The organism is Phormidesmis sp. 146-33 (assembly GCF_052939515.1).
On record NZ_JBJPHU010000004.1, the window covers coordinates 83,890 to 108,314 of the forward strand.

The 24,425-nt window shown below is 49.2% G+C and carries 24 protein-coding genes; 12 read left to right on the forward strand and 12 right to left on the reverse strand.

Annotated features, from left to right (window positions below):
• Positions 1-122 precede the first annotated feature (122 nt).
• Together ACJ2PR_RS03080 and rsmH are read left to right on the forward strand one after the other, a co-directional pair.
• Positions 123-2,003, forward strand: coding sequence for a M48 family metalloprotease (locus tag ACJ2PR_RS03080; protein ID WP_446875867.1), 1,881 nt, complete (start codon positions 123-125; stop codon positions 2,001-2,003).
• Positions 2,000-2,878, forward strand: coding sequence for a 16S rRNA (cytosine(1402)-N(4))-methyltransferase RsmH (rsmH, locus tag ACJ2PR_RS03085; RefSeq protein WP_446875868.1), 879 nt, complete (start codon positions 2,000-2,002; stop codon positions 2,876-2,878). Before ACJ2PR_RS03080 ends, rsmH begins: the two co-directional genes overlap by 4 nt.
• Before the next feature lie 3 nt (positions 2,879-2,881).
• Here the strand turns inward: rsmH and ACJ2PR_RS03090 are convergent, their stop codons facing one another.
• The 5 genes from ACJ2PR_RS03090 to ACJ2PR_RS03110 form a co-directional block, all read right to left on the reverse strand.
• On the reverse strand, positions 2,882-3,106 hold the full coding sequence (locus ACJ2PR_RS03090) for a DUF6887 family protein (protein ID WP_446856300.1): 225 nt from the start codon (positions 3,104-3,106) through the stop codon (positions 2,882-2,884).
• Entirely contained in the window at positions 3,103-3,279 is a 177-nt protein-coding gene (locus ACJ2PR_RS03095) for a DUF6888 family protein (RefSeq protein WP_446875915.1), read from the reverse strand. The genes ACJ2PR_RS03090 and ACJ2PR_RS03095 overlap by 4 nt, the downstream gene beginning before the upstream one ends.
• Before the next feature lie 65 nt (positions 3,280-3,344).
• On the reverse strand, positions 3,345-6,467 hold the full coding sequence (locus ACJ2PR_RS03100; protein ID WP_446875870.1) for an ATP-binding protein: 3,123 nt from the start codon (positions 6,465-6,467) through the stop codon (positions 3,345-3,347).
• A gap of 119 nt (positions 6,468-6,586) precedes the next feature.
• Positions 6,587-7,012, reverse strand: a complete 426-nt coding sequence (locus ACJ2PR_RS03105) for a response regulator (RefSeq protein ID WP_446875871.1) — start codon at positions 7,010-7,012, stop codon at positions 6,587-6,589.
• Between the two features lie 293 nt (positions 7,013-7,305).
• Positions 7,306-8,874 carry a sensor histidine kinase gene (locus ACJ2PR_RS03110; RefSeq protein ID WP_446875872.1) on the reverse strand — a complete coding sequence of 523 codons (1,569 nt, stop codon included), beginning with the start codon at positions 8,872-8,874 and terminating at the stop codon, positions 7,306-7,308.
• A gap of 538 nt (positions 8,875-9,412) precedes the next feature.
• On the opposite strand from ACJ2PR_RS03110, the gene ACJ2PR_RS03115 reads away from it, so the two are divergent.
• The 5 genes from ACJ2PR_RS03115 to ftsZ all read left to right on the forward strand — a co-directional run bounded on the left by ACJ2PR_RS03115 (position 9,413) and on the right by ftsZ (position 15,208).
• Positions 9,413-10,132, forward strand: a complete 720-nt coding sequence (locus ACJ2PR_RS03115) for a response regulator (protein ID WP_446856304.1) — start codon at positions 9,413-9,415, stop codon at positions 10,130-10,132.
• Between the two features lie 80 nt (positions 10,133-10,212).
• Complete coding sequence (locus ACJ2PR_RS03120; protein ID WP_446875874.1) at positions 10,213-11,868, forward strand: phospholipase D-like domain-containing protein; 1,656 nt, start codon at positions 10,213-10,215, stop codon at positions 11,866-11,868.
• A gap of 187 nt (positions 11,869-12,055) precedes the next feature.
• Complete coding sequence (locus ACJ2PR_RS03125) at positions 12,056-12,469, forward strand: DUF4168 domain-containing protein (RefSeq protein WP_446875875.1); 414 nt, start codon at positions 12,056-12,058, stop codon at positions 12,467-12,469.
• Between the two features lie 379 nt (positions 12,470-12,848).
• A complete protein-coding gene (locus ACJ2PR_RS03130; protein ID WP_446866857.1) occupies positions 12,849-13,685 on the forward strand; it encodes a cell division protein FtsQ/DivIB in 837 nt (278 codons plus the stop codon).
• Between the two features lie 224 nt (positions 13,686-13,909).
• Positions 13,910-15,208: a cell division protein FtsZ gene (ftsZ, locus tag ACJ2PR_RS03135; protein WP_446856308.1), complete on the forward strand. Its 1,299-nt coding sequence runs from the start codon at positions 13,910-13,912 to the stop codon at positions 15,206-15,208.
• A 6-nt stretch (positions 15,209-15,214) separates the two neighbouring features.
• Here ftsZ and ACJ2PR_RS03140 read toward each other — a convergent pair whose 3' ends face one another.
• From ACJ2PR_RS03140 to ACJ2PR_RS03165, 6 genes are all read right to left on the reverse strand, one after another.
• Positions 15,215-16,468 (reverse strand): molybdopterin molybdotransferase MoeA, encoded by a 1,254-nt coding sequence (locus ACJ2PR_RS03140; RefSeq protein ID WP_446875876.1) that lies wholly within the window; start codon positions 16,466-16,468, stop codon positions 15,215-15,217.
• Positions 16,469-16,533: 65 nt separating this feature from the next.
• The gene (locus ACJ2PR_RS03145; protein WP_446875878.1) at positions 16,534-17,214 is read right to left on the reverse strand and encodes an SAM-dependent methyltransferase; all 681 of its coding nucleotides are present in this window, start codon (positions 17,212-17,214) and stop codon (positions 16,534-16,536) included.
• 68 nt (positions 17,215-17,282) lie between these two features.
• The gene (locus tag ACJ2PR_RS03150) at positions 17,283-17,504 is read right to left on the reverse strand and encodes a type II toxin-antitoxin system HicB family antitoxin (RefSeq protein WP_446875880.1); all 222 of its coding nucleotides are present in this window, start codon (positions 17,502-17,504) and stop codon (positions 17,283-17,285) included.
• A 39-nt stretch (positions 17,505-17,543) separates the two neighbouring features.
• A complete protein-coding gene (locus tag ACJ2PR_RS03155) occupies positions 17,544-17,903 on the reverse strand; it encodes a type II toxin-antitoxin system PemK/MazF family toxin (protein ID WP_446875881.1) in 360 nt (119 codons plus the stop codon).
• Entirely contained in the window at positions 17,897-18,121 is a 225-nt protein-coding gene (locus ACJ2PR_RS03160) for a DUF2281 domain-containing protein (RefSeq protein WP_446866852.1), read from the reverse strand. Before ACJ2PR_RS03160 ends, ACJ2PR_RS03155 begins: the two co-directional genes overlap by 7 nt.
• 51 nt (positions 18,122-18,172) lie before the next feature.
• Positions 18,173-20,212: an NACHT domain-containing protein gene (locus tag ACJ2PR_RS03165; RefSeq protein WP_446866851.1), complete on the reverse strand. Its 2,040-nt coding sequence runs from the start codon at positions 20,210-20,212 to the stop codon at positions 18,173-18,175.
• A gap of 96 nt (positions 20,213-20,308) precedes the next feature.
• Between ACJ2PR_RS03165 and ACJ2PR_RS03170 the strand changes: the two genes are divergently transcribed.
• Positions 20,309-20,527: a hypothetical protein gene (locus ACJ2PR_RS03170; protein WP_446875883.1), complete on the forward strand. Its 219-nt coding sequence runs from the start codon at positions 20,309-20,311 to the stop codon at positions 20,525-20,527.
• Between the two features lie 103 nt (positions 20,528-20,630).
• Here the strand turns inward: ACJ2PR_RS03170 and ACJ2PR_RS03175 are convergent, their stop codons facing one another.
• Complete coding sequence (locus ACJ2PR_RS03175; protein ID WP_446856313.1) at positions 20,631-20,870, reverse strand: helix-turn-helix domain-containing protein; 240 nt, start codon at positions 20,868-20,870, stop codon at positions 20,631-20,633.
• A 351-nt stretch (positions 20,871-21,221) separates the two neighbouring features.
• On the opposite strand from ACJ2PR_RS03175, the gene ACJ2PR_RS03180 reads away from it, so the two are divergent.
• The 4 genes from ACJ2PR_RS03180 to ACJ2PR_RS03195 all read left to right on the forward strand — a co-directional run bounded on the left by ACJ2PR_RS03180 (position 21,222) and on the right by ACJ2PR_RS03195 (position 24,259).
• Positions 21,222-21,443, forward strand: coding sequence for a hypothetical protein (locus ACJ2PR_RS03180; protein WP_446875884.1), 222 nt, complete (start codon positions 21,222-21,224; stop codon positions 21,441-21,443).
• A 196-nt stretch (positions 21,444-21,639) separates the two neighbouring features.
• Positions 21,640-21,834, forward strand: a complete 195-nt coding sequence (gene rpmG, locus ACJ2PR_RS03185) for a 50S ribosomal protein L33 (RefSeq protein ID WP_446866846.1) — start codon at positions 21,640-21,642, stop codon at positions 21,832-21,834.
• An 86-nt stretch (positions 21,835-21,920) separates the two neighbouring features.
• Positions 21,921-22,136 (forward strand): 30S ribosomal protein S18, encoded by a 216-nt coding sequence (gene rpsR, locus ACJ2PR_RS03190; protein WP_446856316.1) that lies wholly within the window; start codon positions 21,921-21,923, stop codon positions 22,134-22,136.
• A 98-nt stretch (positions 22,137-22,234) separates the two neighbouring features.
• The gene (locus ACJ2PR_RS03195; protein ID WP_446875885.1) at positions 22,235-24,259 is read left to right on the forward strand and encodes a ribonuclease catalytic domain-containing protein; all 2,025 of its coding nucleotides are present in this window, start codon (positions 22,235-22,237) and stop codon (positions 24,257-24,259) included.
• The last annotated feature ends 166 nt before the right edge of the window (positions 24,260-24,425 follow it).

Sequence of the window (24,425 nt, forward strand, 5' to 3'; positions counted from 1 at the left end):
TTTCGCTTTCTTAATTATAGAGATGAATCGTCCGGAGAGTTGTCTACGGTTGACTGAAGTCATTATCACCCTCACCCAGGGAAACGATAGGTTCATTTCTATACCGTTGGGAGCAAAAACGGATGACGCACGAACAGTTTGATGCGCTGGTAGAAAAGCTAGAACGATTTGCCCACCAGGAGCCTGCCAGCTATCGATTTCGAGTAGGACTGTTGGCCGCCCTAGGCTATGCTTATCTGATTTTGATTTTGGTGGGGCTGTTGGGGCTGGTTGCATTGCTCGTGTCGATCGTGTTGTTTAGCCATCGAGTCAATGCCTTAATGATCAAGTTGGGGGCGTTGCTGTTGATTCCGGTGTGGGTAATTGTGCGATCGCTCTGGGTGTCCTTTCCGCCGCCTCAAGGCATCCGTTTGTCTCGTCAGCAGGTGCCTCAGTTGTTTGCGCTGGTGGATGAGTTGACCACCAAGCTGCAAGCGCCTCAATTTCACCACATTTTGCTCGATCGCAACTTTAACGCGGCCGTCGTCCAGGTGCCCAAGTTGGGGGTTTTTGGCTGGCATCAAAACTATCTGCTAGTTGGATTGCCTCTAATGCAGGCGCTTTCTGTCGAGCAGTTTCGAGCGGTTGTGGCTCACGAATTGGGGCATCTTTCGGGCAATCATTCGCGCTTTGCGGGGTGGATCTATCGAGTCAGAAAGACCTGGATGCAGATTTTTGAGCGGTTTCAAGACAGTCAGCATGGAAGCTCGGTGCTGTTTGATCGCTTCTTTAATTGGTATGCGCCGTTCTTTGGGGCTTATTCTTTTGTGTTGGCAAGAATGAACGAATATGAAGCCGATCGCTGTGCCGTTGAGGTAGCTGGAAACCAGCATATTGCGGAAGCCTTGATTGCGGTAGAAGTGAAGTCCAAATTTCTAGAAACGTCTTTTTGGGCAGAGGTCTACAAGCAGGCAGAGCATCAGGCTGATCCCCCGGCGATCGTTTACAGCAATCTGAGAACGGCGCTGCGAGATCCAATCCCTACCGAAAGGAGTTCTCAATGGCTCCAGCAGGCTCTAATTGAGAAAACCAGCAATGCCGATACTCATCCCTGTTTGGGCGATCGACTCAAAGCAGTGGGCTATCTGGCTTCTGAAGAAACGTTGCCCAATCCGGTTCAGGTCAGTGCGGCGGATCAATTGCTGGGTGAAATGGCTCAACAGTATGCTGCTCAGTTTGACAAAGATTGGTCGATCGAAGTTTCAACTCCCTGGCGACAGCGCTATGCGTCTCTACAAGAGTCTCGTCAGCAGCTAGAAGATTTGGAGCAGAGAGCCAGAATTGAGACGCTTCCTTTTGAAGAGTTTTGGACTCAGACCGTCTTGACGCTCGAAATCAAGGGCCAAGAGATTGCTCTGCCAATGTTACAAAAGATTTTGCAGCAGGATGACACTTACTGGGCGGCTCACTACACGTTGGGGCAGTTGCTCTTAGAGGAACAGAATGAATCGGGCGTAGCGCATCTGGAAACGGCGATCGCTCAAAATTTTAATGTGGCGATCGACGCTTATCAGTCTCTCTACACATTCTTTTGGAGACGGGGCGACACAGAGCGAGCAAAGGCTTATCAGACTCGACTTGAGCAGCATTATGAACTGATGACCAAAGCACAACGGGAACGATCGGGGGTTTCGGAAAGCGATCGTTTGGTGTCCCAGTCTCTCTCGCCGTCGGAGGTGGAGGCGTTGTGCGAAACGTTGGCGGCTCATCCTCACGTCAAAGAGGCTTATCTGGTGCAAAAAGAGGTGACTTACTTTCCTGAGCGGACGTTCTGCGTGTTGGGAATTGTGCAAGAGAAAAATTTTATGGGATCAGGAAAACTCACCGCCGAGCAGTTTGATCAGTTGGTCAATGCACTACAGTTTCCGGTTCAAGCCTGGATTGTCATTCTGAATCAGAGCGGGAACGGTAAGCTAGAAAAGCGGTTCCGACAGGTTGACAAAGCCTTAATTTATTCAAAATGAAGGATGACGTTGTAGAAACTGCCTTTGCCCATATTCCCGTTTTGAGTCAGGAAGTGGTCGAAGGCTTGGCGATTCGATCGCAGGGTCACTACCTGGATGCGACGGTGGGCGGCGGCGGGCACAGTGCCTTAATTTTGGCGACAGCGGAGGTCAGGGTGACGGCGATCGACCAGGATGATCAGGCTCTGACGGCTGCCCAAGAAAAGTTAGCTGAGTTTGGCGATCGTGTTCAGTTTCAGCAGAGTAACTTTGCCAAGTTTGATCCTGGTGACCTGAAGTTCGATGGAATTTTGGCAGACTTGGGCGTAAGTTCGGCTCAATTTGATATTGGCGATCGCGGCTTTAGTTTTCGGCACACGGCCCCGTTGGATATGAGAATGGATCGCCGTCAAGATCTCACGGCTGCCGACGCGATCAATCATTGGGAAGAAGCAAAACTGGCAGAGATTTTTTACACCTTTGGCGAAGAAAGACTGTCTCGGAGAATTGCCCGAAGAATTGTTGAGAAACGTCCGTTTCAGACAACGACGGAACTAGCGGAAGCGATCGCTTATTCAGTACCGCCCAAATACCGTTATGGTCGAATTCATCCTGCAACTCGCGTGTTTCAAGCGCTACGAATTGCCGTTAATCAAGAACTTTTAGTCTTAGAAACCTTCATCGACAAAGCTCAAAGTTGGTTAAAACCAGAAGGTAGAATTGCCATTATTAGCTTTCATAGTTTAGAAGATCGAATTGTTAAACATCGCTTTAAAGAATCACCATTGCTCAAAGTTTTAACTAAGAAACCAATCATTGCTCAAGATTCAGAAGTCAAGCAAAATCCGAGGGCGCGATCGGCAAAACTCAGAATCGCTGAGCAACGAGTAGAGTGAACTTCAAGCAGACTGATCCTGCCGACCTTCGCGTTCTTCAACCATCTTTTTAAACACTTCAAACTGTTGTTCTGCCTCTTCCATCGTCTTGGGCGGCTCAAACCAAACTGCCTCAGAATCAGGCGTGCGGCGTTCATACAAGGCATCGATAGCATCTAAATCGTCTCGATGAGACAGAATATAAGCTTTCAATTCTTTACGAGACATGCTTGCGAAATCTGGCTTCATTCAAACCTCCAGCGACCATTGCGATAAACGATGATTTCAAGCTCACTGCCAGCAAAAATATATACGTATCCTTCTCGGTCATTAAAGCGAAATAGATGAATGTCTCTGTAACCGTTAGACAATAGTTGGCAAAGAATCAGGCAGGTAATGGCTTGTGAATGAGTGGGGAAAATGGGTTATTCCTCAATTTTGACACAAGTATTGTCGCAGAGCGTTGGCTTGTTTGGATTTAGAAAAATTACGATCGCTCCCACCCTTCAAGAAATCTGGGTAGCTGAACCTTAAAGGTGGTTCCTACTCCTAATTGGCTCTCAACAAAGATTGAACCTTTCATCATTTGAACGAGCCATTTTGTAATTGCTAAACCTAATCCAGTGCCGGGATGTCTGCGGGTGATGGTTTGGTCTAGCTGCTTAAATTCTTCAAAAATTTTCGCAATGTTTTCTGGAGCAATGCCAATTCCAGTATCTTGAACGACGATCGCAACCTGCTGATTTTCAACCTCCGAAACTTCAACTCGAACAGTACCCACGTCGGTAAATTTGATGGCATTAGAAATCAAGTTAACTAAGATTTGCCTCAGTCGAGAACTATCATTAATGATCCAAGAATTGGTTAGATGAAGTTCTGTTTCTAAAGCGAGATTTTTTTGTTGAGCAAGCGATCGTAGTTCTGAAGTCGTCGCAATTATTAACTCGGGTAAACTGAGCCGTTCAAGTTTAAGCTCTAGTCGGCCGGCTTCAATTTTTGATAAGTCTAGAATGTCGTTAATCAACGCTAATAAGTTTTTGCCATTATTGAGAATGCGATCGACCATTTCGACTTGAGCCGGAGATAGCTGACGCTGACGTAACAACAGTTGAGAAAAGCCCATAATTGCATTCATGGGTGTTCGCAATTCGTGGGACATGGTGGCGATGAACTGTGACTTAAGTTGAGCCGCTTCGACTAATTTAAGATTTTGTAATTGAATCTGTTGACGCTGGTTTTCTAACGCCTGATTTTGCTGCGCCAGAATTGCATTTTGAATCGCTAACTGTTCTTCTCGTTCTTCTAAGGCATTAATTAATTGAGCATTATTAAGGGCGATCGCCGCCTGCTCTCCAAACGCCACCAGCAAGCGAGTATCTTCTTCATCAAAGGCGGAGGTTTCGTCCCAGTTGCCCACCGCAATCACCCCCAATCTTCCGGCTTGGGCAGATTCGATCGTGACGGCGCAGAGAGAAGCGGGGAGGAATGAGGCGTGAGGCGTAAGGAGTGAGGAGTGAGCGGGGTCAAGGGTTGGGTGAATGACGTGGGTTTCTCCGGTGAGGAAGACGTGTCCCAATAGACCTTCGCCGGGTTGGAAAGCTTCATTGATCGGAAAATCGTCGCGATCGAGTCCTGTGGTGGCGGTCAACTCTAGCTGTTGGGTTTGGGCATTTTGCAGGACAATTAAGCCAAATTTGGCACCGGGGATCGCTTCACAGACCGCATCGATCATGACTTGCAGGAGTCCAGGCAGGTTGGTCAGACGCTGATTGAGCAAATCGGTAAGCTGCTGGAGCGTTCGCAGTTGTTGTTGTTGCTCGTTGAGGACGACGATCGCTTGTCTGAGACTTTGTTCGGCACTTTGGGTCGCTTGATAGAGACGGGCATTTTCGATGGCGAGCGCGGCCCGGCGGGCTAAATCTTCGGCAAGCGCTAGATCAGACTCGTTGTAACGACGCTTGGACTCCGCGACACAAAGGGTAATCGCTCCCAAAATTTGCTGTCTCATTAACAGCGGCACCACCATCACCGACTCAAACCCAAAGGTTCGCAGCAGATCATAATGCTCGGTGTCTTGCGCCAGGCTTTTGAGATAAGTGTCAGAAATTTCGGGATGAAAGCTGGCTCGCCCCGTTCTCAACACTTCAGGAATGCTGTCAGTAGAGTTAAAGTTGATCGGGTAGCGCTGCCTAAACTCCCGAAACGCAACAATTTTCTCAGGATCAGTGTGATAGAGCGCAGCCAGGTGAGGCTGTTCGTTTTGAATGGTGTGAATTATGCACCAGTCAGCCAGATAAGGAACCGCAAGCTGGGCCAAATTTTTGAGAATTGTGGCGGCATCCAGCGAACTGGCAAGCAAAATGCTGGCATCGGCCAAAAAACGCTGGGATTCCTCAACACGTTTGCGATCGGTAATATCCACAAACGCCCCCACACAGCCTCTTGAATTGCCATACTCGTCAAATAAAGGAGCGACTTCTGAAAGGATTTTGGTTGTCTTGCCGTTTGATTGAACGAGATCAAGTTCTAAGCCAGAGAGTGGAATTCCAGTCATCGCCGCCCGCTGCATTGGCAATTCAAGTGGCAACAATTCTCGACCATTTTGCAAAATTTTATAAGGCAATTGATCGCCATCTGGCTGACTTTTTGAAGCGTTTTGTTGAGGCGAAATTCCTAATTGTTGGCTCAAATTTTCATTAACTTTAATCTTTTGGCAAGTGGGATCGTCTGCAATTCCAATGCCGATCGGAATGACATCCAGCAGCGTTTGCAGCTCGGTAACGCGATGTTGTAAATCTCGATTGAGTTGAATAATCTTTTCTTCGGCTTGCTTGCGTTGAGTGATGTCGCTGATGATCCCCGACATGCGAAAAATTCTGCCTGATCCGTCCTTTTGGGCCTTGCCGCGCGAGGTGCAATAAAGATAGCTGCCCGAAGAATGCTGTAAGCGAAACTCAACATCAAAGGGAGTACCCTGTTCTAAATGAGCCACGATCGCTCGCAGCACTTGATCTTGATCTTCAGGATGAATTAGCCGAAAAAAAGCGCTTTGAGCGGCTCCTAATTCTTCTCGTGATATTCCGACAATTTCAAAAAGACGATCGTTACAAAAAACCTCGTTTTGGTAAATGTACCAATCCCAAATTCCATCGTTTGACCCTTCTAAAACTAGTCGATAGCGTTCTTCACTTTCTCTAAGTTTTTGGGTGGCTTGGGCTGCTTGAAGTTCGGCCCGATTGACCCGAACAGCACTTCGCAAACTTCGCGCCAAAGTATCGGATGAAAGTGCATTTTTAGACAGATAATCATTTGCGCCTGCCTTCATCAATTCCACAGCAAGCTGTTCGTCTCCTTGACCTGTGAGTACAATCAGCGCGATCGCAATCTTTTGTTGTCGAATCTGCTGTACCAGACTCAATCCATCGCCATCGGGCAACTGATAATCTAGCAGTACACAGTCAAAGTCTTCTTGTTGTAATTGTGCAATTGCTGCCTCATAACTATCGACCTCGATCGCTTGGGGAATGTCCGCCGCCCGCAGCGATCTCTGAACTGACAGACGATCAATGCTGTCGTCATCAACAATCAGGATTTTGAGCGTCTCATTCATAGCAGTCAACGGGTAACAAGGGGCAATTAGCGATTAACTGAGTTCAGCACGATCGACTTTTCAGGCTTTTGAAGTTGAGCGATCGTCGCTAACAGCTAACTGCTTTTAAGGCATTTCTTCTAAGGCATTTCACAGAGCATCCAATACTTGTTAAGCGCGGCCATCGACTCCAAAAATCGAGAAAACGTCACAGGTTTGAGAATGTAACCCGCCACATTGAGGTTATACGCCTCTACTTTATCGTTATCTTCGTTGGATGTCGTCAGGACGATGACGGGGGTACTTTTGAGGCGATCGTCGGCTCTCAGTTCGCGCAAAAATTCAATGCCGCCCATCTTTGGCATGTTCAAATCAAGCAAAATGAGTCGGCGATGAGGAGGAACAGTGGGCGGATCTCCTCGCAGCATGTCCAAGGCTTCAAACCCATTATTGGCAACAAACAGAGGATTGGTGATGTTATGTTTCTTAAACGCTCGTTGAACGTTCATGACATCCACCTCGTCATCATCGACCAGCAGGATGTTTAACATTTTTTCTTCTGACATATTGAGCCTTCGGTCTCTATCTTCACAATTTATATAGAATTTGGGATCACTCGTTAGAAAGGTTAGAGGGTGGAGGTTTAGAGGTGACTGTTAAACCAGGTTGTCAAGAAGATTACACAACTTAACAAGGCTGATTGACTGACAAATCTTTTCAGGTAGGTTGGGTTTCACCAGGTTCAACCCAACGTTAGCAACGGTAGAAAGGCTGCTGTTGGGTTTCGCGTTGCTCAACACCAACCTACGAAGAATCAAGGGTTTTAGGAGTTTTGTCAGTCAACCAGCTTAACAAGGAGTTAGCTCGGTAAAGTCTTGAGCCAGGTAAAGCGAAACGTTGCCCCCTTGCCGACTTCTGACTCCAGCGAGACGCGACCTCCTTGACTCTCCACAATCTTTTTAACTAAAGAGAGACCGATCCCCGTGTTCTCCGCTTTGTCGCGAGCCTGCAATGTTTGAAAGATTACAAATATCTTCTCGTGGAACTGAGGCGCAATGCCCACGCCATCATCCTGCACTGTGAATTCGTAAAACTTGCCCTGGTCGATCGCCTCGATTTTCACCTGTCCGATCGGTTTACCGTGATGTTTGATCGCATTGCTGATCAGGTTGGCAAACACTTGCTCAAGTCCGAGGCGATCGGTTCTCAAAGTAGGCATGGGCCCGATCTGAAGATTGAAGTTGGGCGGCGGGGCAATCAGATCGAGAATGCCATTGAGTAAGTCTTTGACAGAAACCACTTCCGGGTTGAGGGGGGCGCGTCCGACTCGTGAGTATTGTAGTAAGCCATCAATCAGACCTTCCATCCGGTGTACTCGCCCCCGCAACAAGCCCATTTGATGGCGCGTTTCATCCGTCAGCACCGCTTCTAAGTCTTCCTCGATCCACTGCGAAAGGCTGGAGATGGCTCTCAGGGGCGCTTTGAGATCGTGGGAAACGACGTAGGCAAACTGATCTAATTCTTGATTGCGCTTTTCTAGAATGGCGGCCGTGTGGGCCAAAATCGTGGTCGTTTGCGCCAATTCTTCGGCCCGTGTCGCAAGGCTAATTTCTGCCTGCTTGCGGGCTGTGATGTCGATACAAGACCCGATGTAGCCCGCAAATTCACCATCGCCCAAAAATCGAGGAACGCCCCGATCGAGCAGATCCCGATACTCCCCATCCGATCGCCGCAGCCGATACTCCATTTCAAATGACTGTCTCGCCTCAAATGCCGCCTGATAGGTTTGCTCAACGTCAGAACGATCGTCAGGATGCACGCCTTCTAGCCAACCGTTGCCGATTTCTTGATCGAGCGATCGTCCGGTAAAGTCCAGCCAGCTTTGATTAAAGAAATTGCACAGCGCATCAGTTCCCGCAACCCAAAGCAAAACGGGCGCAGTGTCAGCCATCTTGCGAAACCGATCTTCACTTTCTTGAAGGGCTGCATGAGTTTTGGCTTGTTCTGCCTCCATGCGCTTGCGATCGCTGATATCGAGACAGGCTCCTACCCATTCCCGCAGGCTGCCATCTTCGTTGATCGCTGGAATTCCGCGCACCGCAAAGTCCCGATAAATGCCGTCTGCGCCTCGTAGTCGATATTCCACCTCATAGAGAATGCGATCTTTGAGAGCCTGAGTCCAAACTTGGGCCACGAGTTCACGATCGTCAGGATGCACTGCTTGAATCCAACCCCAGCCAAGAATTTCTGCTTCAGTTTGTCCGGTGTAGGCACTCCAGGCAGGCATCGGGGTAACCACTCGTCCTTCGGGATCGGTATTCCAGACGATGAGAGGAGTCGCTAACACGGGCGATCGAAACCGTTCTTTGGGGTCTCCGATTACGGAATGAGAAGATCTATTTTCTGCTTGAAACTCTGCTTGAGACATCACTCTAAATCAAGCTTCTGGATAGGTCGTTTCTATTAAGCAGGATTGGGCAAAGGGTGTCTATTAATCTCAGGGAGTAATTAGTTACTGAAGGGAGAACGCCCGTGATTGAGTCAATAATCCTCTGCCGCTTGATGGTTTCGTCCTCTCTTGAGAGAGATGTTACTGTTGGCTTCGCGCGTGGGGCTGAGAAATAATTACATTGGTTTGTGTCTAGCACCACTGAGTCTTAATCAGATCGCCAAGAGGACACAAGTTTGATAAATTTATTCCTAAAGGAATATCTCAGAGGTCATACGTACGTATCCATTAGTTGTGCCTATGCTATTAAATAGATCCGGATGATTGCGATTGTCAAAGTCTCAGGTATTTCGCTTCTGAATTTCTAATCTCGACTCGTGTGATTCATCAAGAAGTGTCATCTCACCGGGTGCCATCCTAAAAAAGGTAGGATAGCCACCTCAATAGATTGCACAATTGCAACTCTTTTATTTTTCATGTTTTGCTATTTTCTAAAAACTGTGGGAGCTGATTTCCAATGGATCATGACATTCGCATTACTCTTATTGAAGATCACGACCTGACACGGGTTGGCATGAGAACTGCTTTACAACAGCGCCCTGGCTTTAAGGTGGTGGGCGAAGCCGCAAACGGCACAGAAGGCCTCAAGCTATTAACCAACGCCAAGCCCGATGTGGCGATCGTCGATATTGGCTTACCTGACATTGATGGCATTGAGCTAACGCGGCGATTTCGTCAGTCACAAACGCTGGAAGATGAACCCTACACCAAGGTGCTGATTCTGACGCTGCAAGACAACGAAGATGTGGTTTTGGCGGCGTTTGCGGCGGGGGCAGACTCTTACTGTATGAAAGATGTCAGCCTCGATCAACTCGTCGAAGCGCTGCGCGTCACCCAAGAAGGCAACTCCTGGATCGATCCGGCGATCGCCCGTGTTGTTTTGCGGCAAACTCGCGATACCCAGGACGGCAACGGCGCAACGGTGGAAAACACGGTGACGATCAGCGCTGCGGAGCCTGAATACAACCAGATTATCGAAGCTTATCCGCTGACTGAGCGAGAGTTAGAAGTCTTGCAGCTAATTGTGGATGGATGCAGCAACGCGACGATCGCTGAGAAACTCTACATCACAGTTGGGACAGTCAAAACCCACGTTCGCAACATTTTGAATAAGCTTTGCGCGGATGATCGAACTCAGGCGGCGGTGCGGGCCCTGAGATCGGGCTTAGTTGGGTAAAGTTCCTTTAAGTAATTCAGGTAATGTTTCAGGCAGGCAGTGTATTTGTGGGTTAGAGAAAATAATCCCCACGGTGCCCCATGCGTCAAACTACCCGCAAAGATGGAATTTCAGTCAAAGCCTACGCCGGGACGACAGGAGTCATTTTGGCCATGAATGTCACCCCTGAGCAGCGGAAAGGTCTGTTGGGGTTTGCGATCGCGCGGGTCGATGGGCGATCGGGCAAGAAAGAATGGCTAACGGGAATGCTGCCCTTTCCCCACATGCAGATTCGTCCTGGGCAACTGATCCCCAGCAATCGTGCTCCGATTCAAAAGTTTCGCTGGTCAGACTACCGGGTATATCCAGACACGACTTACGAGTATATTGTGCATCCTGTTTATGGCGATCCCGAAAAGCTCAAAGTCGAAGCAGGGCTGTCAGTGCGCGTCAAGACGGCCAGTTCTCTAAACGGGGATCACTGTATTTTATTCAATCGAGCCGCCGCCGCTAGTCAAGCCTTTTGTCGCAAATTTCCTCAAGTCGAAGCGGATTTAGAAGCCGCCCGCAAAGCCAAAAACCCTCGTCCGCCCTTGCCTCCCGAAGCGCTAGATTGGTTGAGTCGAGGCGTGCTGGAGCAAATTATTGGGTTTATTAATCGAGCGATTGATGAAACCTGGGCGATCGACGTTGCTATCTACGAATACGAGCTTTCTGAAATTGTGCAAGCGATCGCGGCGGCCCACAAAAGAGGCGTAAAGGTGCGAGTTGTCTACCACGCAAAGCCTGACGACGAGCAAACCGAACTCAACGCCAAAAACTTGGAAACTTTACCCGACGCAGCAAAACGGGCTAGAGTCACTCACAACATTTGTCACCACAAGTTCATTGTTCTCAGTCGCATTGAGTCAGAAAATCGCAGGGGTCAAGCCGTCTTGTGTGGGTCAACCAACTTCACCGAAAATGGCATTTATCGTCAGGCAAACGTCGTTCATATCGTCAATCGATCGGACACTGCCCAATCCTATCTCGACTTATTTGAAGGGCTATTTCGCGGAGACAAGCCTACGGCAACGCGCCGATACATCAATCAAAGTAATTCGATCGAGACAAACCATTCGCTCTTTGCTGGCTTTTCTCCTCGGACAGGTAAAAAAGATTTGCAAGCCTTTGTCGATCTGGTTAAAGCCGCCGATCGCGACGTTTTATTCTGTACGGCATTCGATTTATTTGACCCGTTAGAGCAGGCTTTCTTAGGCGAACCCAACGATCCAATCTTGCGCTACGGCTTGCAAAATAGTCGCTCAAAAATTTCAGGATTTCACGCCGATCGCACTGCCGAATTCACTGCCACCGCCATGCTCAATGAGGGATTAGAAGGGTTTCTCAAAGAGTCTACTCAAGGGCAAAAAGGCAATATTTTGATTCACACCAAGCTGATTATTGTCGATTTCACCTCAGATCAGCCGACGATCGTCAGCGGCTCTCACAATTTTTCTTCCAACGCTTCTCAGGGCAATGACGAAAATTTCTTAATCGTGCAGGGCAATGTAGATGTCGCCGACTGCTATGGCTGCGAACTGATGCGGCTTTATGACCACTATCGATTCCGTTTTCGGCTGCGCGGTCTAGAGGCCGAGGGCAAAACAATCAAGCCTCCGATGCTGACTCCCGACGATCGCTGGACAACGGACTACTTTACCCCTGGCACTTTAAAGATGACCGATCGGCTCCGATTTGCCGGAGAAGAGTCCTAAAATCGCCTAAACTCTCCAGAATTTTTCGCCACAGCTTCAGATCTGGAAACTCCAATAAATCCTCATTAGTGGAGGACTTAAAGCCGAGAATCTGATCTTAAAGTTCCAGAGAACTCGACCCCTTTTGGGTAACTCGAAGAAATTGAATTCACGTTAAAATCGAGGCGCTTCACCTGGAAAAATTGGGATGCGATCGCTGATTCATTTCCTCTTCTTGCTCTTTGCCTGCTTCCTGTTGGCTTTTCCGGCTCTTGCTGACGGTTCTATGCCTGTCACACCCGAAGTTTTGGCTCCCAACTCTTCGCCCCCCAAGCCTGCCGGACTGGACGCAACCAGCATTCCTTCTGAGAAGGTCAACCAGTTCATCAGCGCCTATTTGCAGGTCGTTTCTCTCATCGATCGCCGCGAAGGAGAGCTACAGGGTGCAGAAACCGAGTCAGAATCTTTGCGAATTCAACGAGATATCGAAGCGGAAGCGATCGCCGACATCGAAAAGGCGGGTCTGTCTCGCCAGGAGTATCTGCAATTGCTGGGTTTAGCGAATGTTGATCCTGAATTTGGCGAACGAGTCGTTACCCTATTGCAAGAATCGACGACGTAGACTCGGACAAACTTTCTCAAAGAGGCAAGTCCAGAATCAGCAATGAGTGATTAAATGAAAAGACGGATTCGGGCTTTTGAGATGGCACCCAGAAATCGACGATCGGTTCAAAGTTGCCTTTCTGCCTGGACAAAAGTCGCCTAGAGTAATCGTCTATCTCGATCGGCGCAATTCAAAGCTTTCAACCTCCCTTTTCTCAAGGCTTTTTCTCAAAGATTGATAGAGCCGAGAGAAGTCGCGAGTCCTAGCAGTTTGCCATTTTTGCCATTTCAACCCCTGTTGAGGACTTCTGCAAAAGCATTTCTGCATAAATATTCCTTCAAAAATAATCTTTTCAAAGTAATTCCGTCTGCCGAACCCAGTTTGTGAGTGAGCCAGGATGACCAGCATTGCCCCCGTTTCCCAGACTGAGTTGAGCCAACGACGGCAAAAACTACGCCGCCAGAGACGTGTGAGATTTTTTCAGGCCAGTTGGCGCAGTCTTGCTGTTTTTGGGCTGGCCACCGGGACGGTTTGGGCGGCGACTTTGCCTGCCTGGGTCATTCGCAAACCTGAACAGGTTACAATCAAGGGCAATCAATTTATCTCTGCACAAACTATTCGCACCCTGCTGCCGATCGCCTATCCTCAATCTCTTCTAAAAATTCAGCCTCAGGCCGTCTCGAATGCGCTCAAAGCCAAAGCTCCCATTGCCGAAGCGACCGTCGATCGCCAACTGTTTCCACCCAGTCTCACTGTGAGAATTCAGGAGCGGACTCCGGTTGCGGTTGCCCTTCCTCAAGCCGGGGCCACCAAAACTACCGACCCGGATCAGCCTGGATTATTAGATGAAAACGGCATCTGGATTCCCTTAGAAAGCTATACTTCTCTCAATCAAAGCCTAAAACTCCCCACGCTAAAAGTGACGGGAAAGCTCAGTCAATATCGTGCCAGTTGGTCACAGCTTTATCAGGCGATTCGTCGCAGTTCTGTCAAAGTTCTTGAAGTCAATCTGGACGACCCCAACAATTTGATTCTTAAGACAGAATTAGGAACCGTCCACTGTGGACTCTATGGTGCAAACTTTACAAGTCAGCTTAAAGCGCTCGATCGCCTGCGACGATTATCCAGCCGCGTCAACCTCAACCAGATTGCTTACATTGATTTGAGAAATCCAGAATCCCCCTCTGTTCAAATGATTACGCCAAAAAGTCCTGTAAAATTAAGTACCCCCTAGGGCATTCACCATGCGAATACTCATCACGCGAATACTATGCGAAAAACTGTGCGAAAATTTGCAAATCTATCACTACAAAACGTAACTTGAGCCTGTCACCACCAATACGCTTTTGCTTTTATAACTATGGCAATATCGTTGGTTTCTCAAGTTAGATTATCCCAGCGATCTAGAGTTTTTCTAGGACTGGTTTTTTGTTCATAAATCATCGCCCGTACATTCCAATGACGCTTAACAATGAGTCAAATACCGTTCCAATGACGCTCGATAGCAGCCTGGAGCAGGGCTACGAAAATTCCCATGCCGAAGGACAATCTGGCTTTTCGTCGATCGCAGACAACTCAAACTCGTTTGGGAACTCCAGTCTCTATCTAAGCCAGAATTCCAGTCTCAAAGGAATGCCTGGAGAAGATTTAAGGAGTGGTGATATCGTGCCAGGAAGTATTGCGAAGATCAAGGTGATTGGCGTTGGCGGGGGCGGGGGCAATGCGGTCAACCGAATGATCGCCAGCGATGTCTCAGGGGTCGAGTTTTGGACGGTCAATACCGATGCTCAAGCGCTGGCTCAGGCAGCAGCCCCTAAGCGATTACAGGTGGGTCAAAAGCTGACAAGAGGATTGGGCGCAGGCGGAAATCCGGCGATCGGGCAAAAAGCCGCCGAAGAATCTCGCGATGAAATTGCCACGGCGCTCGAACATGCCGATTTGGTCTTTATCACCGCTGGCATGGGTGGGGGAACTGGGACGGGAGCCGCCCCGATCGTTGCCGAAGTCGCCAAAGAATTAGGGGCCCTGACGGTCGGAGTGGTGACTCGTCCTTTCACCTTTGAGGGTCGGCGGCGCACAGGTCAGGCCGAAGAAGGCATCGCTGCGCTGCAAAGTCGAGTCGATACGCTGATTATCATTCCTAATGACAAACTGCTGACGGTAATCTCTGAGCAAACCCCCGTCCAGGAAGCATTTAGAACGGCGGATGACATTTTGCGTCAGGGCGTGCAGGGCATTTCTGACATTATTACGATTCCCGGTTTGGTCAACGTCGATTTTGCCGATGTGCGAGCGGTGATGGCGGATGCGGGGTCAGCCCTGATGGGGATTGGCATTGGGTCGGGCAAATCGCGGGCCAGAGAAGCAGCGATCGCCGCCATTTCTTCTCCTTTGCTAGAAGCGTCGATCGATGGCGCGAGAGGAGTCGTCTTTAACATTACGGGCGGGTCTGATCTGACGCTGCACGAGGTGAATGCTGCCGCAGAAATCATCTACGAAGTTGTCGATCCCAATGCCAACATTATTTTTGGTGCGGTGATTGACGAACGGCTTCAGGGTGAAGTGCGGATTACCGTGATTGCAACTGGATTTTCGCCCGAAACTCAACAGCAACAAGCGCAGGCAAAACCCTCTGTCTTACCCAAGCGTCCTGCGCCCATCAATCCCACACCTTCTACGGCTCCTTCAGAACCGAAAGGTAAGCCGCCTGGTTTAGATATTCCTGAGTTTCTGCAACGCCGGAGACCTCCTAAGTGATCCGTGTTAAAGGGCGCTGATTTGCAGAACTTGGATCGTTTCTCCTGGTGAGACGTGGATTTGTCCGACTGGAATCATGCCAAGACAGTTGGTTCCAGCCAGGTTGATCAGGTTACCCGAACTGTGGCTACCAGACGCGATCGCAAACTCATACTCCCCATCCCTCAACTGCAACTGCCCCCACAAATAAGACTCTCGCTTGCCGTCCGATCGTAGCTCCTGGCTTGTTTTTGCTTTGACAAAGATTGGCTCCCATCCCTGAGTGACTCCTGATAGTTTGCGAATCGCAGGCTGCACAAATCGCCAAAAGGTCACCAGCGCGGAAACGGGATTGCCAGGAAGTCCGAAATAGAACGTTTTGAGTTGAGATTCTGAATTCTCAAAAGTGGCGAAAGTCAACGGTTTACCCGGTTTGACGGCGACGGATCGAATATGAATTTCTGCGCCCAATTCTGCCAGGATGCGATCGACGTAATCATAATCCCCCACCGAAACGCCTCCCGACGAGAGAACGACATCCGCAGTCGAAAGGGCATGAGCGATCGCGTCTTTGAGATCAGCGGGACGATCGGGCACAATTCCCAACGGCAGCGCTTCTGCGCCCATCTGAGTGATCAAGGCGGCGAGTGCATACTGATTGGAGTCTACGATCTGCCCCGGCTGCAAAGGCTGACTCGGTGTAACCAATTCGCTGCCCGTCGATAAGATAGCCACTCGCGGACGACGAAACACCGACACCTGAGTACATTGAGCGGCAGCTAGAACAGCAATTTCGGGGGCCTGCAAGCGCAAACCTGCGGGTAAGAGGGGAGTGTGCGATCGATAAAATGCCCCCCGATGTCTGACGAAAGCCTGTGGTTCGGAGGGCGGTTTGAGGATTAGGAGTTGTTCTCCTTCTCGTCTCGTTTCTTCCTGGATGACGATCGTATCTGCCCCTTGAGGCATCACTGATCCCGTCAGAATTCGTGCGGCTTGTCCTGACTGAACGGTTTTCTGGGGCTGATGTCCTGCTGGGATTTCTTCAATGATCTTCAGACTAGCTGGCTTCTCGGTACTACTAGCTTTCACATCCTCAAAGCGCACTGCATAGCCATCCATTGCAGAATTGTCCCAGTGGGGAAAATCGAGATGACTCGTCACATCTGCTGCCAGAATACGCTGTAAAGAGGCTTCTAAAGGGACAGTTTCAGAGTGGCGATCGCGCTCAAAAGGCTGGACTAAACCCAAAATCAATTCTTCAGCTTGTTTGGCTGGCAACATAAGTTAAGGCACAAGGAATTTTTAGAACGGCAAATTCGCTGATCAACCTGTTGTGAAGATACAGGCTATCTCATCACCTTTAGCATTTTATTGCCGCCTCGCTGCAACTCATAAGGCACAGTTTGAATTTCGCATGTATGCCCTTTGGCTTCTAGCGTTTGAACGATCGCCGCTAGATGTTGAGACGGTTTCAGCCCTAGCGTCAATAGCGGGAAAATTCTCACTTCTTTGCAAACTCTCAGCATTTCGCAGATGCCTTCTAGATGAAATCGCTCGTCCAGTTGGTCAGAGTACAAAAACAGGAAGTGAGAACAAAGCCCCAGATCATAGTCGCCGTCCCGGTATTTCAGAGTGGGTAACGCTGCGATCGTATATCGTCCTTCTGCCTTTCCCGGCTCATAATCGGCGCAAAACAATGCCATCGTGCGTTCTCGATTGCTTTTGAGTTGCTCAACCGAATCGTGATACGTCCAAATCCAGTCATCAGGCGAGTCTCTGATCTGTTGAATAATATTGTCCACAACGGCATCAAATCGACTTTTAATTTCAGCCGCCGTGAATGCGTAAAGCGGATCGATCGACTGAATTCGATAGCCTTGCTGTGTCCCTTCTGCGTTGAAACTAGCTGGCCCGTCTCCCACGCCTAGAATTGATTTCTGTAAATCATCTTCCGTCAGGTCAAACATCTGAATGTACTCATCGAGCGAGCGCCCAAACGGAACCACGCTCTCTAACTTCATTGCCATAAATTACGTCTCAGCTTGAGTAGATTAATGAAGTCGCTGGTTAGCGATCAGTGGCTTGAAAGCATGAGTCAGGATGCAAATTGATAGATGGCAGGGCGATATTTTGGGGTGGGAATGGGTTTGCCTTCTGCTTTCGCGGTTTCTAGCCAAGCTGCTTTTGCTATCAAGACTTCGTGAACGGCTTCTTCAACGGTTTCACCAAAGGCGGAACAGTATTTCAGGTCAGGAATGTCGGCGACATACCCTTCGTCTTCTTCGCGGTAGAAGATGTTGATGTGATAGTCTTTCATGGCTTATCTTCACCCGTCTTCTTTTCCAGTGCAAGAGAGTTATTCATCTTCTGCCGTTAGACCCAAAATTGTTGATAAGGCGACTCCTAATTGCTCAAGATGAGAAGCATCGAGATGACCAAGCACTCGAATGATTCTAGATTTGTCGATCGCTCGAATCTGTTCGCATAGAATCACGGAATCCTGGCTGAGTCCGCCAATGCCTGCGGGAACGAAGACATGAGAGGGCAACAAGGAGCGACGAATTTTAGAGGTGAAGGGCGCAATAATTGTGTGGGGACTGACGGCATTGGCTCGATCGATTTGCACAATGACAGCAGGCCGAATTCCGGCTTGTTCTGTCCCGATTACAGGGTTGAGGTCACATAAAACCACGTCGCCTCGTGTCACCGTTACCACTGGATTTCTCCACACGCTAGACGGTCTTCATAGTCTTCCAGGTTTTTTAGATAGTCAGAGAAGTCTGATTCAACGGTTTCTAATGATTCTGGAGACGGGAGGGCTGTCTCGTTTTGAGGGTGTTTTGTGAGTAGAAAGTCAATGAAGTCGCTGACTTCGATCGCCAGCGCATCTGGCAGTTGACGAAGTTTGTCGATCGCTTGCTCGTGTACAGTCATAAGCTTTGCAATGATCAGGGTTTTCTTTAGGATACTGCTGCTGAACGGCGATCACGCTCTCATGGTGAGCATTCGGGATTCGATGCCTTCCCAGGTTTTGGGTGACACTCGCGCAGCGGTCTCTTTACAGCGGATGAGAAGTTTGTTGGCGTAGAGGTAATTATTGAGAGATTCGACTTCCTCACCAGATAAATTAATCCATTCAGGATTAAGGTTGAGATTGGTGTACCAGGTTTGCAGAATCCGGTCTGTAAATGCTCGGCGGATTTCATCGGGTTCGCTATCATCAGGAGCCTGAGTTTCTAAAGCTTCCAATTGCGAAATCAAGGCTGCAAAATCTACGGATCTAAAACTTTTTAGTCTTTCAAATTTGTGAGCGAAGGCACAATCAGGGATGAGGATGATGCGGTCGTTGTTACTGAAGGTGAGGTCAAGGAAGTGGGCGAGGTCAAGGGCAAAAAGAAGGGTGGGGTCGAGGTCGAAGTCGAGGGCGCGGTCGAGGGCGCGGTTGAGAAAAATAGTGATCGCTCTCTTAGCAGCAGGTTTAAAGTCACCTTCAGAGCCAGCCGTTATTTGTTCTGCCCAATTCACAATGCTTTTTAGTTTGTCAGTGTTGAGGTATTTCTGAGTTTCTACTTCCATTCGCAGCAACAGGTCATCTGCTCCGCCTCGCATCAGCCCTGCTACCAGTTGAAAGACTTCTCGCCAGCGTCTTTCTGCAATATTTCCTACAACCAATTCCTCAATCAAGTTATGGTCTGCAATGTGTTGAGCGACGAGATACTCCTGAATGGTGAGGTGGGAAAACGATAGGACATCTGCGGCGCGTTCGACTAAGATTCCCTGCTGAATTTGGATTGCTTTTAAGACTTCTTTGCCATCTAAGTGTTTTGGCGCGTTGAGATTGCTCTCTAGAAATGTACAAATTTGCTGAACGACTTCACGTCTGGAGAAGAAAAGGCGATCGTTCACAAACCCCGCATAAGCAATCTCTCCCAACATCATTTCTTCGAGTGCCACGCTCAAATCTTTGTAGATCGGATCGCGTTGAATGCGCTTTTCGGCTGCCCACTTCTTTAGCAAAACATCTAGCGCATCGCCATAGAGAACAGCCCTATTCTTGGGAAAGGCTTGCGAGTCGTCGAAAACGAGACACAACAGGGTCAACAACAGCGGCGTTTGAGCAAGTTCCTTGGTGGCTGAGTATTCAGGCTCCTGCAATCGCTCCCAACACTTCTCGGCTATGCCAAATTGCTTGTCCTGTTCGCTCTGAAACCAGTTGGTAATGAACTGCTGAATCTGAACATCGTCAAAATCCGCCATCTCCACATCTTTGAACTGGCGAAATCGACTGTGATAGGCGGCCGTTCGGCAAGAGGCAATGAAGCGATTTTGTTTGTGTCGATCGACAAAATCTTGAATCTGCGTAATTGCGTGATCTAAGTGTGCAGTTGGTACTTCATCTAAGCCATCCAGCAAAATCAAGAGCTTACCTTGAGCTAAAAGCTTTTTGGTAGAGCCTTCTGCATCGGGAAATCTACAATTTTCTAATTCCTGAGCGATCGCTTTCTCGACGTTAATCTCCCCAGTGTTAAATCGTTTCAGTTCCACAAACACCGGAATACAGTCATGCCGATAGTTTCCTTCGTGACCCATCAGCGCTTCTAAGCCAACTCGCCGCAGAAAGGTCGATTTTCCCGCTCCCGGTTGTCCCAACACCATCAGATATTGCTGATCGTTTGCGGCTTGCATTCCGTCCTGCTTCTGCGGTGTTTTTGCTTGAAACCGTCGATCGTCTGATCGATACGCTTCCTCCAAATTGCCGATCGACAGATACCACCGCCGCCCATCCTCTCCCAAAAACTGCACTTCAGTATAAATATCCTGCAATCGCACAGGTTCCGGCATCCCCAACACTCTCAAAATGCCGTGGCGATCGAGATAGTTCTGAATGTATTTGCCAAAAAAGTTGTAAACCGCTTGCTGAAACGGCTCGTCTAACCGCTTATTCGCCATTTCTCCCAACGTTTTGATGGCTAAACCTGATAGACCTTTTGCAGCTTCGATCCAGAGGGGTTCTAATCCTGTCATAAAAGTGTTGGGTGACGATCGCGACACCACCAGCGTAATTTACGGAATGAGCGATCGGCTAGATTTCCGCTTGCTTTGAGCGTAAAACGCGATCGTTTGAGTTCCGAACACGAGTATTTGAGTTCTGAGTGCGATCGTTTGAGTTCTAAAGACGATTATTTGAGTTCCGAACACGATTATTTGAGTTCTGAGTGCGATCGCTTGAGTTCTGAGTGCGATCGTTTGAGTTCCGAACGCGATTATTTGAGTTCCGAACACGATTATTTGAGTTCCGAACACGATTATTTGAGTTCTGAGTGCGATCGTTCCTATTAAAAGTGCGATCGTTCCTGTTTGAGGTGCAATTGTTCCTGTTTGAAGTGCGATCGGCTGAATTCAGAAGGCAGTAGCTTCGATTTCCGTAGAGTTCGTTCCCTGGTTAACTCTCATCATTCCGTGCATCTTCAAGAAACAGGCGAATAAATTCCTCAGCAGCCGCCGGATTTAGCCTTCGCAACGCCCGATAGATCTCAAACAAAGCTTCTGCCAACGGATCTCTGTCTTCACTGACCCAACGACTCATCACACCGCGATGAATTCCCATCGTGATTGCAAGTTGATTCTGGCTAATCCCATAGGTCGTTAGCACTTGTCTGAGGGCATTCCCTGCTTTTCCCATTCGCTGAACTGTGACAGAGCCTTTTGACTAAATAATGTTGTCAAATGACTTCATCAAAGATAGACTGTTGTCAGTTGACGCTACTGTTATCCACCCCTTGTTAACGTGAATTCGACAGTTTTTTCGCTTCGTTGTTCAGCCCTTCAGCCCCCCAACCCCCCAATTCTGGGGGACTTCAATCTAAGATTTTCGGCTCAAAGTCCCTCACTTGTGGGGGATTTAGGGGGCTTCCAAGATCTGTAACCGAAGCGAAAAGATTCATCGAGTTCACCCCCTGTTAAGAACCAGTCCGCGCCCTGGAAAAGCCTTCGGACTGGCTCACAGATCCACTTGTCATGGAACGTCATTATTATGCACTACAAACAACGCCTAGAACCTTGGGCCGTGATGCGCCTGCTGCCAAACATGCAACGCATTACCCTTGCCCGCCACCGATCCCCCGCCAACGCTGACCATTATTGCCGCGCCCTCCAACGACTCGAACCCCAATCAGAATTCTGCGTCGTCTTCGATCCCATCCAAGAAGACCGATCGCAACCCTGGGAACCCGATCGCCGCAAAACCCTCTCCTAACTCAAGGAATCTTGAACAAAGCCAGAGGGCTTTTGAAACTCAAAGTCCCCCAGAATTGCGAGATTTAGGGGGCTTTTCGAGATTAGTAACTTCTTAGCTAGAAATCCCCTTAAACGTCTGATTGTCCAAGTCCGTCACCGTATGTGATAATAGACCTTCGTGTCTAAATCAAATTTCTCCATCTGGGCTGTCCACTATGGCTAAGAATAAGGGCGTAAGAATCATCATTACGCTGGAATGTACCGAATGTCGCACCAATTCTGACAAACGTTCTCCCGGTGTCTCCCGTTACACCACCATGAAGAACCGTCGCAACACCACCGCCCGCCTAGAACTCAAAAAGTTTTGCCCCCACTGCAACAAGCACACCGACCACAAAGAAATCAAATAGACTGCCGTTAGCAACAAGCTGGTAACTTTTTGCCCGTAGTCACGTTTGGCTACTGACCACTGACCACCCTTACCTTTAGGATTCCTATGAGCTATTACCGTCGCCGCGTTTCACCCCTCAAGCCCGAAGAACCGATCGACTACAAAGATGTCGATTTATTGCGTAAATTCATCACCGAACGAGGCAAGATCCTTCCCCGTCGGATCACTGGCCTGACCGCCAAGCAGCAGCGCAATCTGACCACCGCGATCAAGAGAGCCAGAATTGTTGCGTTACTTCCCTTCATCAATCAAGAAGGGTAATTCGTGGGGTGTTAAGGTGTAGGGTGTGAAACGCTTTCGCCGATATCAGGCACCCAGATTGCAGTTGACACTTTAACCCCCATAGTGAATAGACTTCGATGGAGAAGGGCACCCTAGTCGAATTTCGTTTAAATGGAGAGCGCCGCCTCGCCGTTGCCGATCGTCCAGAAGGTAAAAAACACTGGATTGTGATCGACGATCGGGGCCAACCCCACACCCTCCACCCTCGCCAGATCACCTGCGAAGTCGCTGAAGAAACCTACAAGTTTTCCGACATTCCCAAATTTTTGCGGGAGATTCAGCCCTATCTCGACCCCTCCAGTTTAGAGGTTGCCTGGGAGATCCTCAGCGAAACGGGCGACACGACAGAGCCATCAGAAATGGCCATGCTGCTATTTTCCGACCAAACGGCACCACTGTGCTACGCAGCTTACTGCTTGCTCTCCGAAGATAAGCTTTACTTTAAGCAGAAGGGCGATCGCTACGAACCTCGTCCCGCCAGCCAGGTTGCCGAACTGAAGCACCAGATCGAGATGGAAGCCCAACGCCAGCGCGAGTGGCAAAGCTTTCTCGATCGCGTCCAAACCGTTCTTCAGGGCAATACGGCTGAATGGCAAGTGAGCGATCGATCCCGACTTGATGCCCTAGAGCGATTTGCTACCCTGGGAGAAGAGGCCTCCCATCGGACTCCTGCCCTCGAAACACTGGCAGCACTGAAACGGCCGGAAACCCCCCAGGCTGCATGGCAACTTCTCGTCGATTTGGGTTTGTGGAGTCCCCACGAGAATCTATTTCTGCGGCGTAGCCAGATCCCAACTCATTTTTCTACAAAGGTTCTGGAAGTGTCGCATAATCGTTTGGAGTTTCCACCTGCTGATCTCAACGCCGATCGCTTAGACCTGACTTACTTGAAGGTATATACGATCGACGACGAAAGCACCCGTGAGATTGACGACGGCTTAAGTCTCGAAGTTTTGCCTGACGGTCAGCATCGCCTGTGGATTCACATTGCCGACCCGACTCGCTGGTTGATGCCTGGAGACGATTTAGATCTAGAAGCGCGTCGTCGAATTACCACGATCTATCTGCCAACGGGAATGATCCCCATGTTTCCGTCGGAGTTGGCGACTGGCCCGATGAGCCTCAATCAAGGGAGAGTATCTTGTGCGTTAAGCTTCAGCGTCATTTTAGATGAGTCTGGAGGCGTGCAAGCCTACAGCATTCACACCAGTCTGATCAAAGCCACTTATCGCCTGACCTACGATGATGTCGATGAGATGTTGCAGTGGGGCGTACAGGCCGAGTCTGAATTGGAAGCGATCGCCAAGTGGGCCAAACGTCGAGAAGCCTGGAGACAGTCTCAAGGAGCGATCAGCATCCATATGCCAGAGTCTTCGATCAAGGTGAGCAGCAAAAGTGACGAGATCACGATTCAACTGCTCGAAGATTCGAGGGCGCGTCAGTTGGTTGCAGAAATGATGATTTTAGCGGGAGAGGTGGCCGCTCGTTATGGTCGAGACCACAGCCTGCCGATGCCTTTTCGCGCCCAGCCCCAACCGGAGTTGCCGTCCGAAAGTGAGCTTTTGCAGCTACCTGCGGGCCCGGTTCGCTCTTGTGCAATTCGCCGCTGTATGCCTCGTAGCGAACTGTCGATCACGCCTGCGCGTCATGCCAGCTTGGGGTTAGACAACTACACTCAAGTCACGTCTCCAATTCGTCGCTACAGCGATTTGCTGACGCATTTTCAGATCAAGGCGCATTTGAGAGGGGCCGACCTGCCATTTTCGCCCGACGAGGTAAAGGACTTGATGCTCACCATCAGCAGCACCGTCCAGGAAGCTTCACTAGTAGAGCGACAAACTAATCGCTACTGGGGACTAGAGTTTCTGCGTCGTCACTCTGATGAAGTCTGGCAAGCCTTGATGCTGAGATGGCTGAGAGAGCACGAGAATTTAGGGCTTGTCTTATTAGAAGATTTGGGTCTGGAGCTACCGATCCGATTTAGTCGATCGATTGAGCCAGGTGATCGCCTCGATCTCAGAGTCAGTCACGTTGACCCTAGACAAGACATCATCCAGTTTCAAGAAGTGACGCAGCAAGCCGTTCAGCAAGCAGTGGGTTGAGGCGCGACCCCTTGCGGGTAACTCGAAGCGACCCCTTGCGGGTAACTCGAAGCGACCCCTTGCGGGTAACTCGAAGAGATCGGGGTTCAAAAAACGACCTGCCAAATCGGATAGCTTTCAAAAGCCCTTAAGCATTAAACATCCCTGCAAAGGAAACTCCCCCATT

What these genes read in the sequence shown, in the direction of transcription:
- ACJ2PR_RS03080 (WP_446875867.1), top strand. Translation starts at nt 123, where the DNA reads ATGACGCACGAACAGTTTGATGCGCTGGTAGAAAAGCTAGAACGATTT.
- rsmH (WP_446875868.1), top strand. Translation starts at nt 2,000, where the DNA reads ATGAAGGATGACGTTGTAGAAACTGCCTTTGCCCATATTCCCGTTTTG.
- ACJ2PR_RS03090 (WP_446856300.1), bottom strand. Translation starts at nt 3,106, where the DNA reads ATGAAGCCAGATTTCGCAAGCATGTCTCGTAAAGAATTGAAAGCTTAT.
- ACJ2PR_RS03100 (WP_446875870.1), bottom strand. Translation starts at nt 6,467, where the DNA reads ATGAATGAGACGCTCAAAATCCTGATTGTTGATGACGACAGCATTGAT.
- ACJ2PR_RS03105 (WP_446875871.1), bottom strand. Translation starts at nt 7,012, where the DNA reads ATGTCAGAAGAAAAAATGTTAAACATCCTGCTGGTCGATGATGACGAG.
- ACJ2PR_RS03110 (WP_446875872.1), bottom strand. Translation starts at nt 8,874, where the DNA reads ATGTCTCAAGCAGAGTTTCAAGCAGAAAATAGATCTTCTCATTCCGTA.
- ACJ2PR_RS03115 (WP_446856304.1), top strand. Translation starts at nt 9,413, where the DNA reads ATGGATCATGACATTCGCATTACTCTTATTGAAGATCACGACCTGACA.
- ACJ2PR_RS03120 (WP_446875874.1), top strand. Translation starts at nt 10,213, where the DNA reads ATGCGTCAAACTACCCGCAAAGATGGAATTTCAGTCAAAGCCTACGCC.
- ACJ2PR_RS03125 (WP_446875875.1), top strand. Translation starts at nt 12,056, where the DNA reads ATGCGATCGCTGATTCATTTCCTCTTCTTGCTCTTTGCCTGCTTCCTG.
- ACJ2PR_RS03130 (WP_446866857.1), top strand. Translation starts at nt 12,849, where the DNA reads ATGACCAGCATTGCCCCCGTTTCCCAGACTGAGTTGAGCCAACGACGG.
- ftsZ (WP_446856308.1), top strand. Translation starts at nt 13,910, where the DNA reads ATGACGCTTAACAATGAGTCAAATACCGTTCCAATGACGCTCGATAGC.
- ACJ2PR_RS03140 (WP_446875876.1), bottom strand. Translation starts at nt 16,468, where the DNA reads ATGTTGCCAGCCAAACAAGCTGAAGAATTGATTTTGGGTTTAGTCCAG.
- ACJ2PR_RS03145 (WP_446875878.1), bottom strand. Translation starts at nt 17,214, where the DNA reads ATGGCAATGAAGTTAGAGAGCGTGGTTCCGTTTGGGCGCTCGCTCGAT.
- ACJ2PR_RS03150 (WP_446875880.1), bottom strand. Translation starts at nt 17,504, where the DNA reads ATGAAAGACTATCACATCAACATCTTCTACCGCGAAGAAGACGAAGGG.
- ACJ2PR_RS03160 (WP_446866852.1), bottom strand. Translation starts at nt 18,121, where the DNA reads ATGACTGTACACGAGCAAGCGATCGACAAACTTCGTCAACTGCCAGAT.
- ACJ2PR_RS03165 (WP_446866851.1), bottom strand. Translation starts at nt 20,212, where the DNA reads ATGACAGGATTAGAACCCCTCTGGATCGAAGCTGCAAAAGGTCTATCA.
- ACJ2PR_RS03175 (WP_446856313.1), bottom strand. Translation starts at nt 20,870, where the DNA reads ATGGGAAAAGCAGGGAATGCCCTCAGACAAGTGCTAACGACCTATGGG.
- ACJ2PR_RS03180 (WP_446875884.1), top strand. Translation starts at nt 21,222, where the DNA reads ATGCACTACAAACAACGCCTAGAACCTTGGGCCGTGATGCGCCTGCTG.
- rpmG (WP_446866846.1), top strand. Translation starts at nt 21,640, where the DNA reads ATGGCTAAGAATAAGGGCGTAAGAATCATCATTACGCTGGAATGTACC.
- rpsR (WP_446856316.1), top strand. Translation starts at nt 21,921, where the DNA reads ATGAGCTATTACCGTCGCCGCGTTTCACCCCTCAAGCCCGAAGAACCG.
- ACJ2PR_RS03195 (WP_446875885.1), top strand. Translation starts at nt 22,235, where the DNA reads ATGGAGAAGGGCACCCTAGTCGAATTTCGTTTAAATGGAGAGCGCCGC.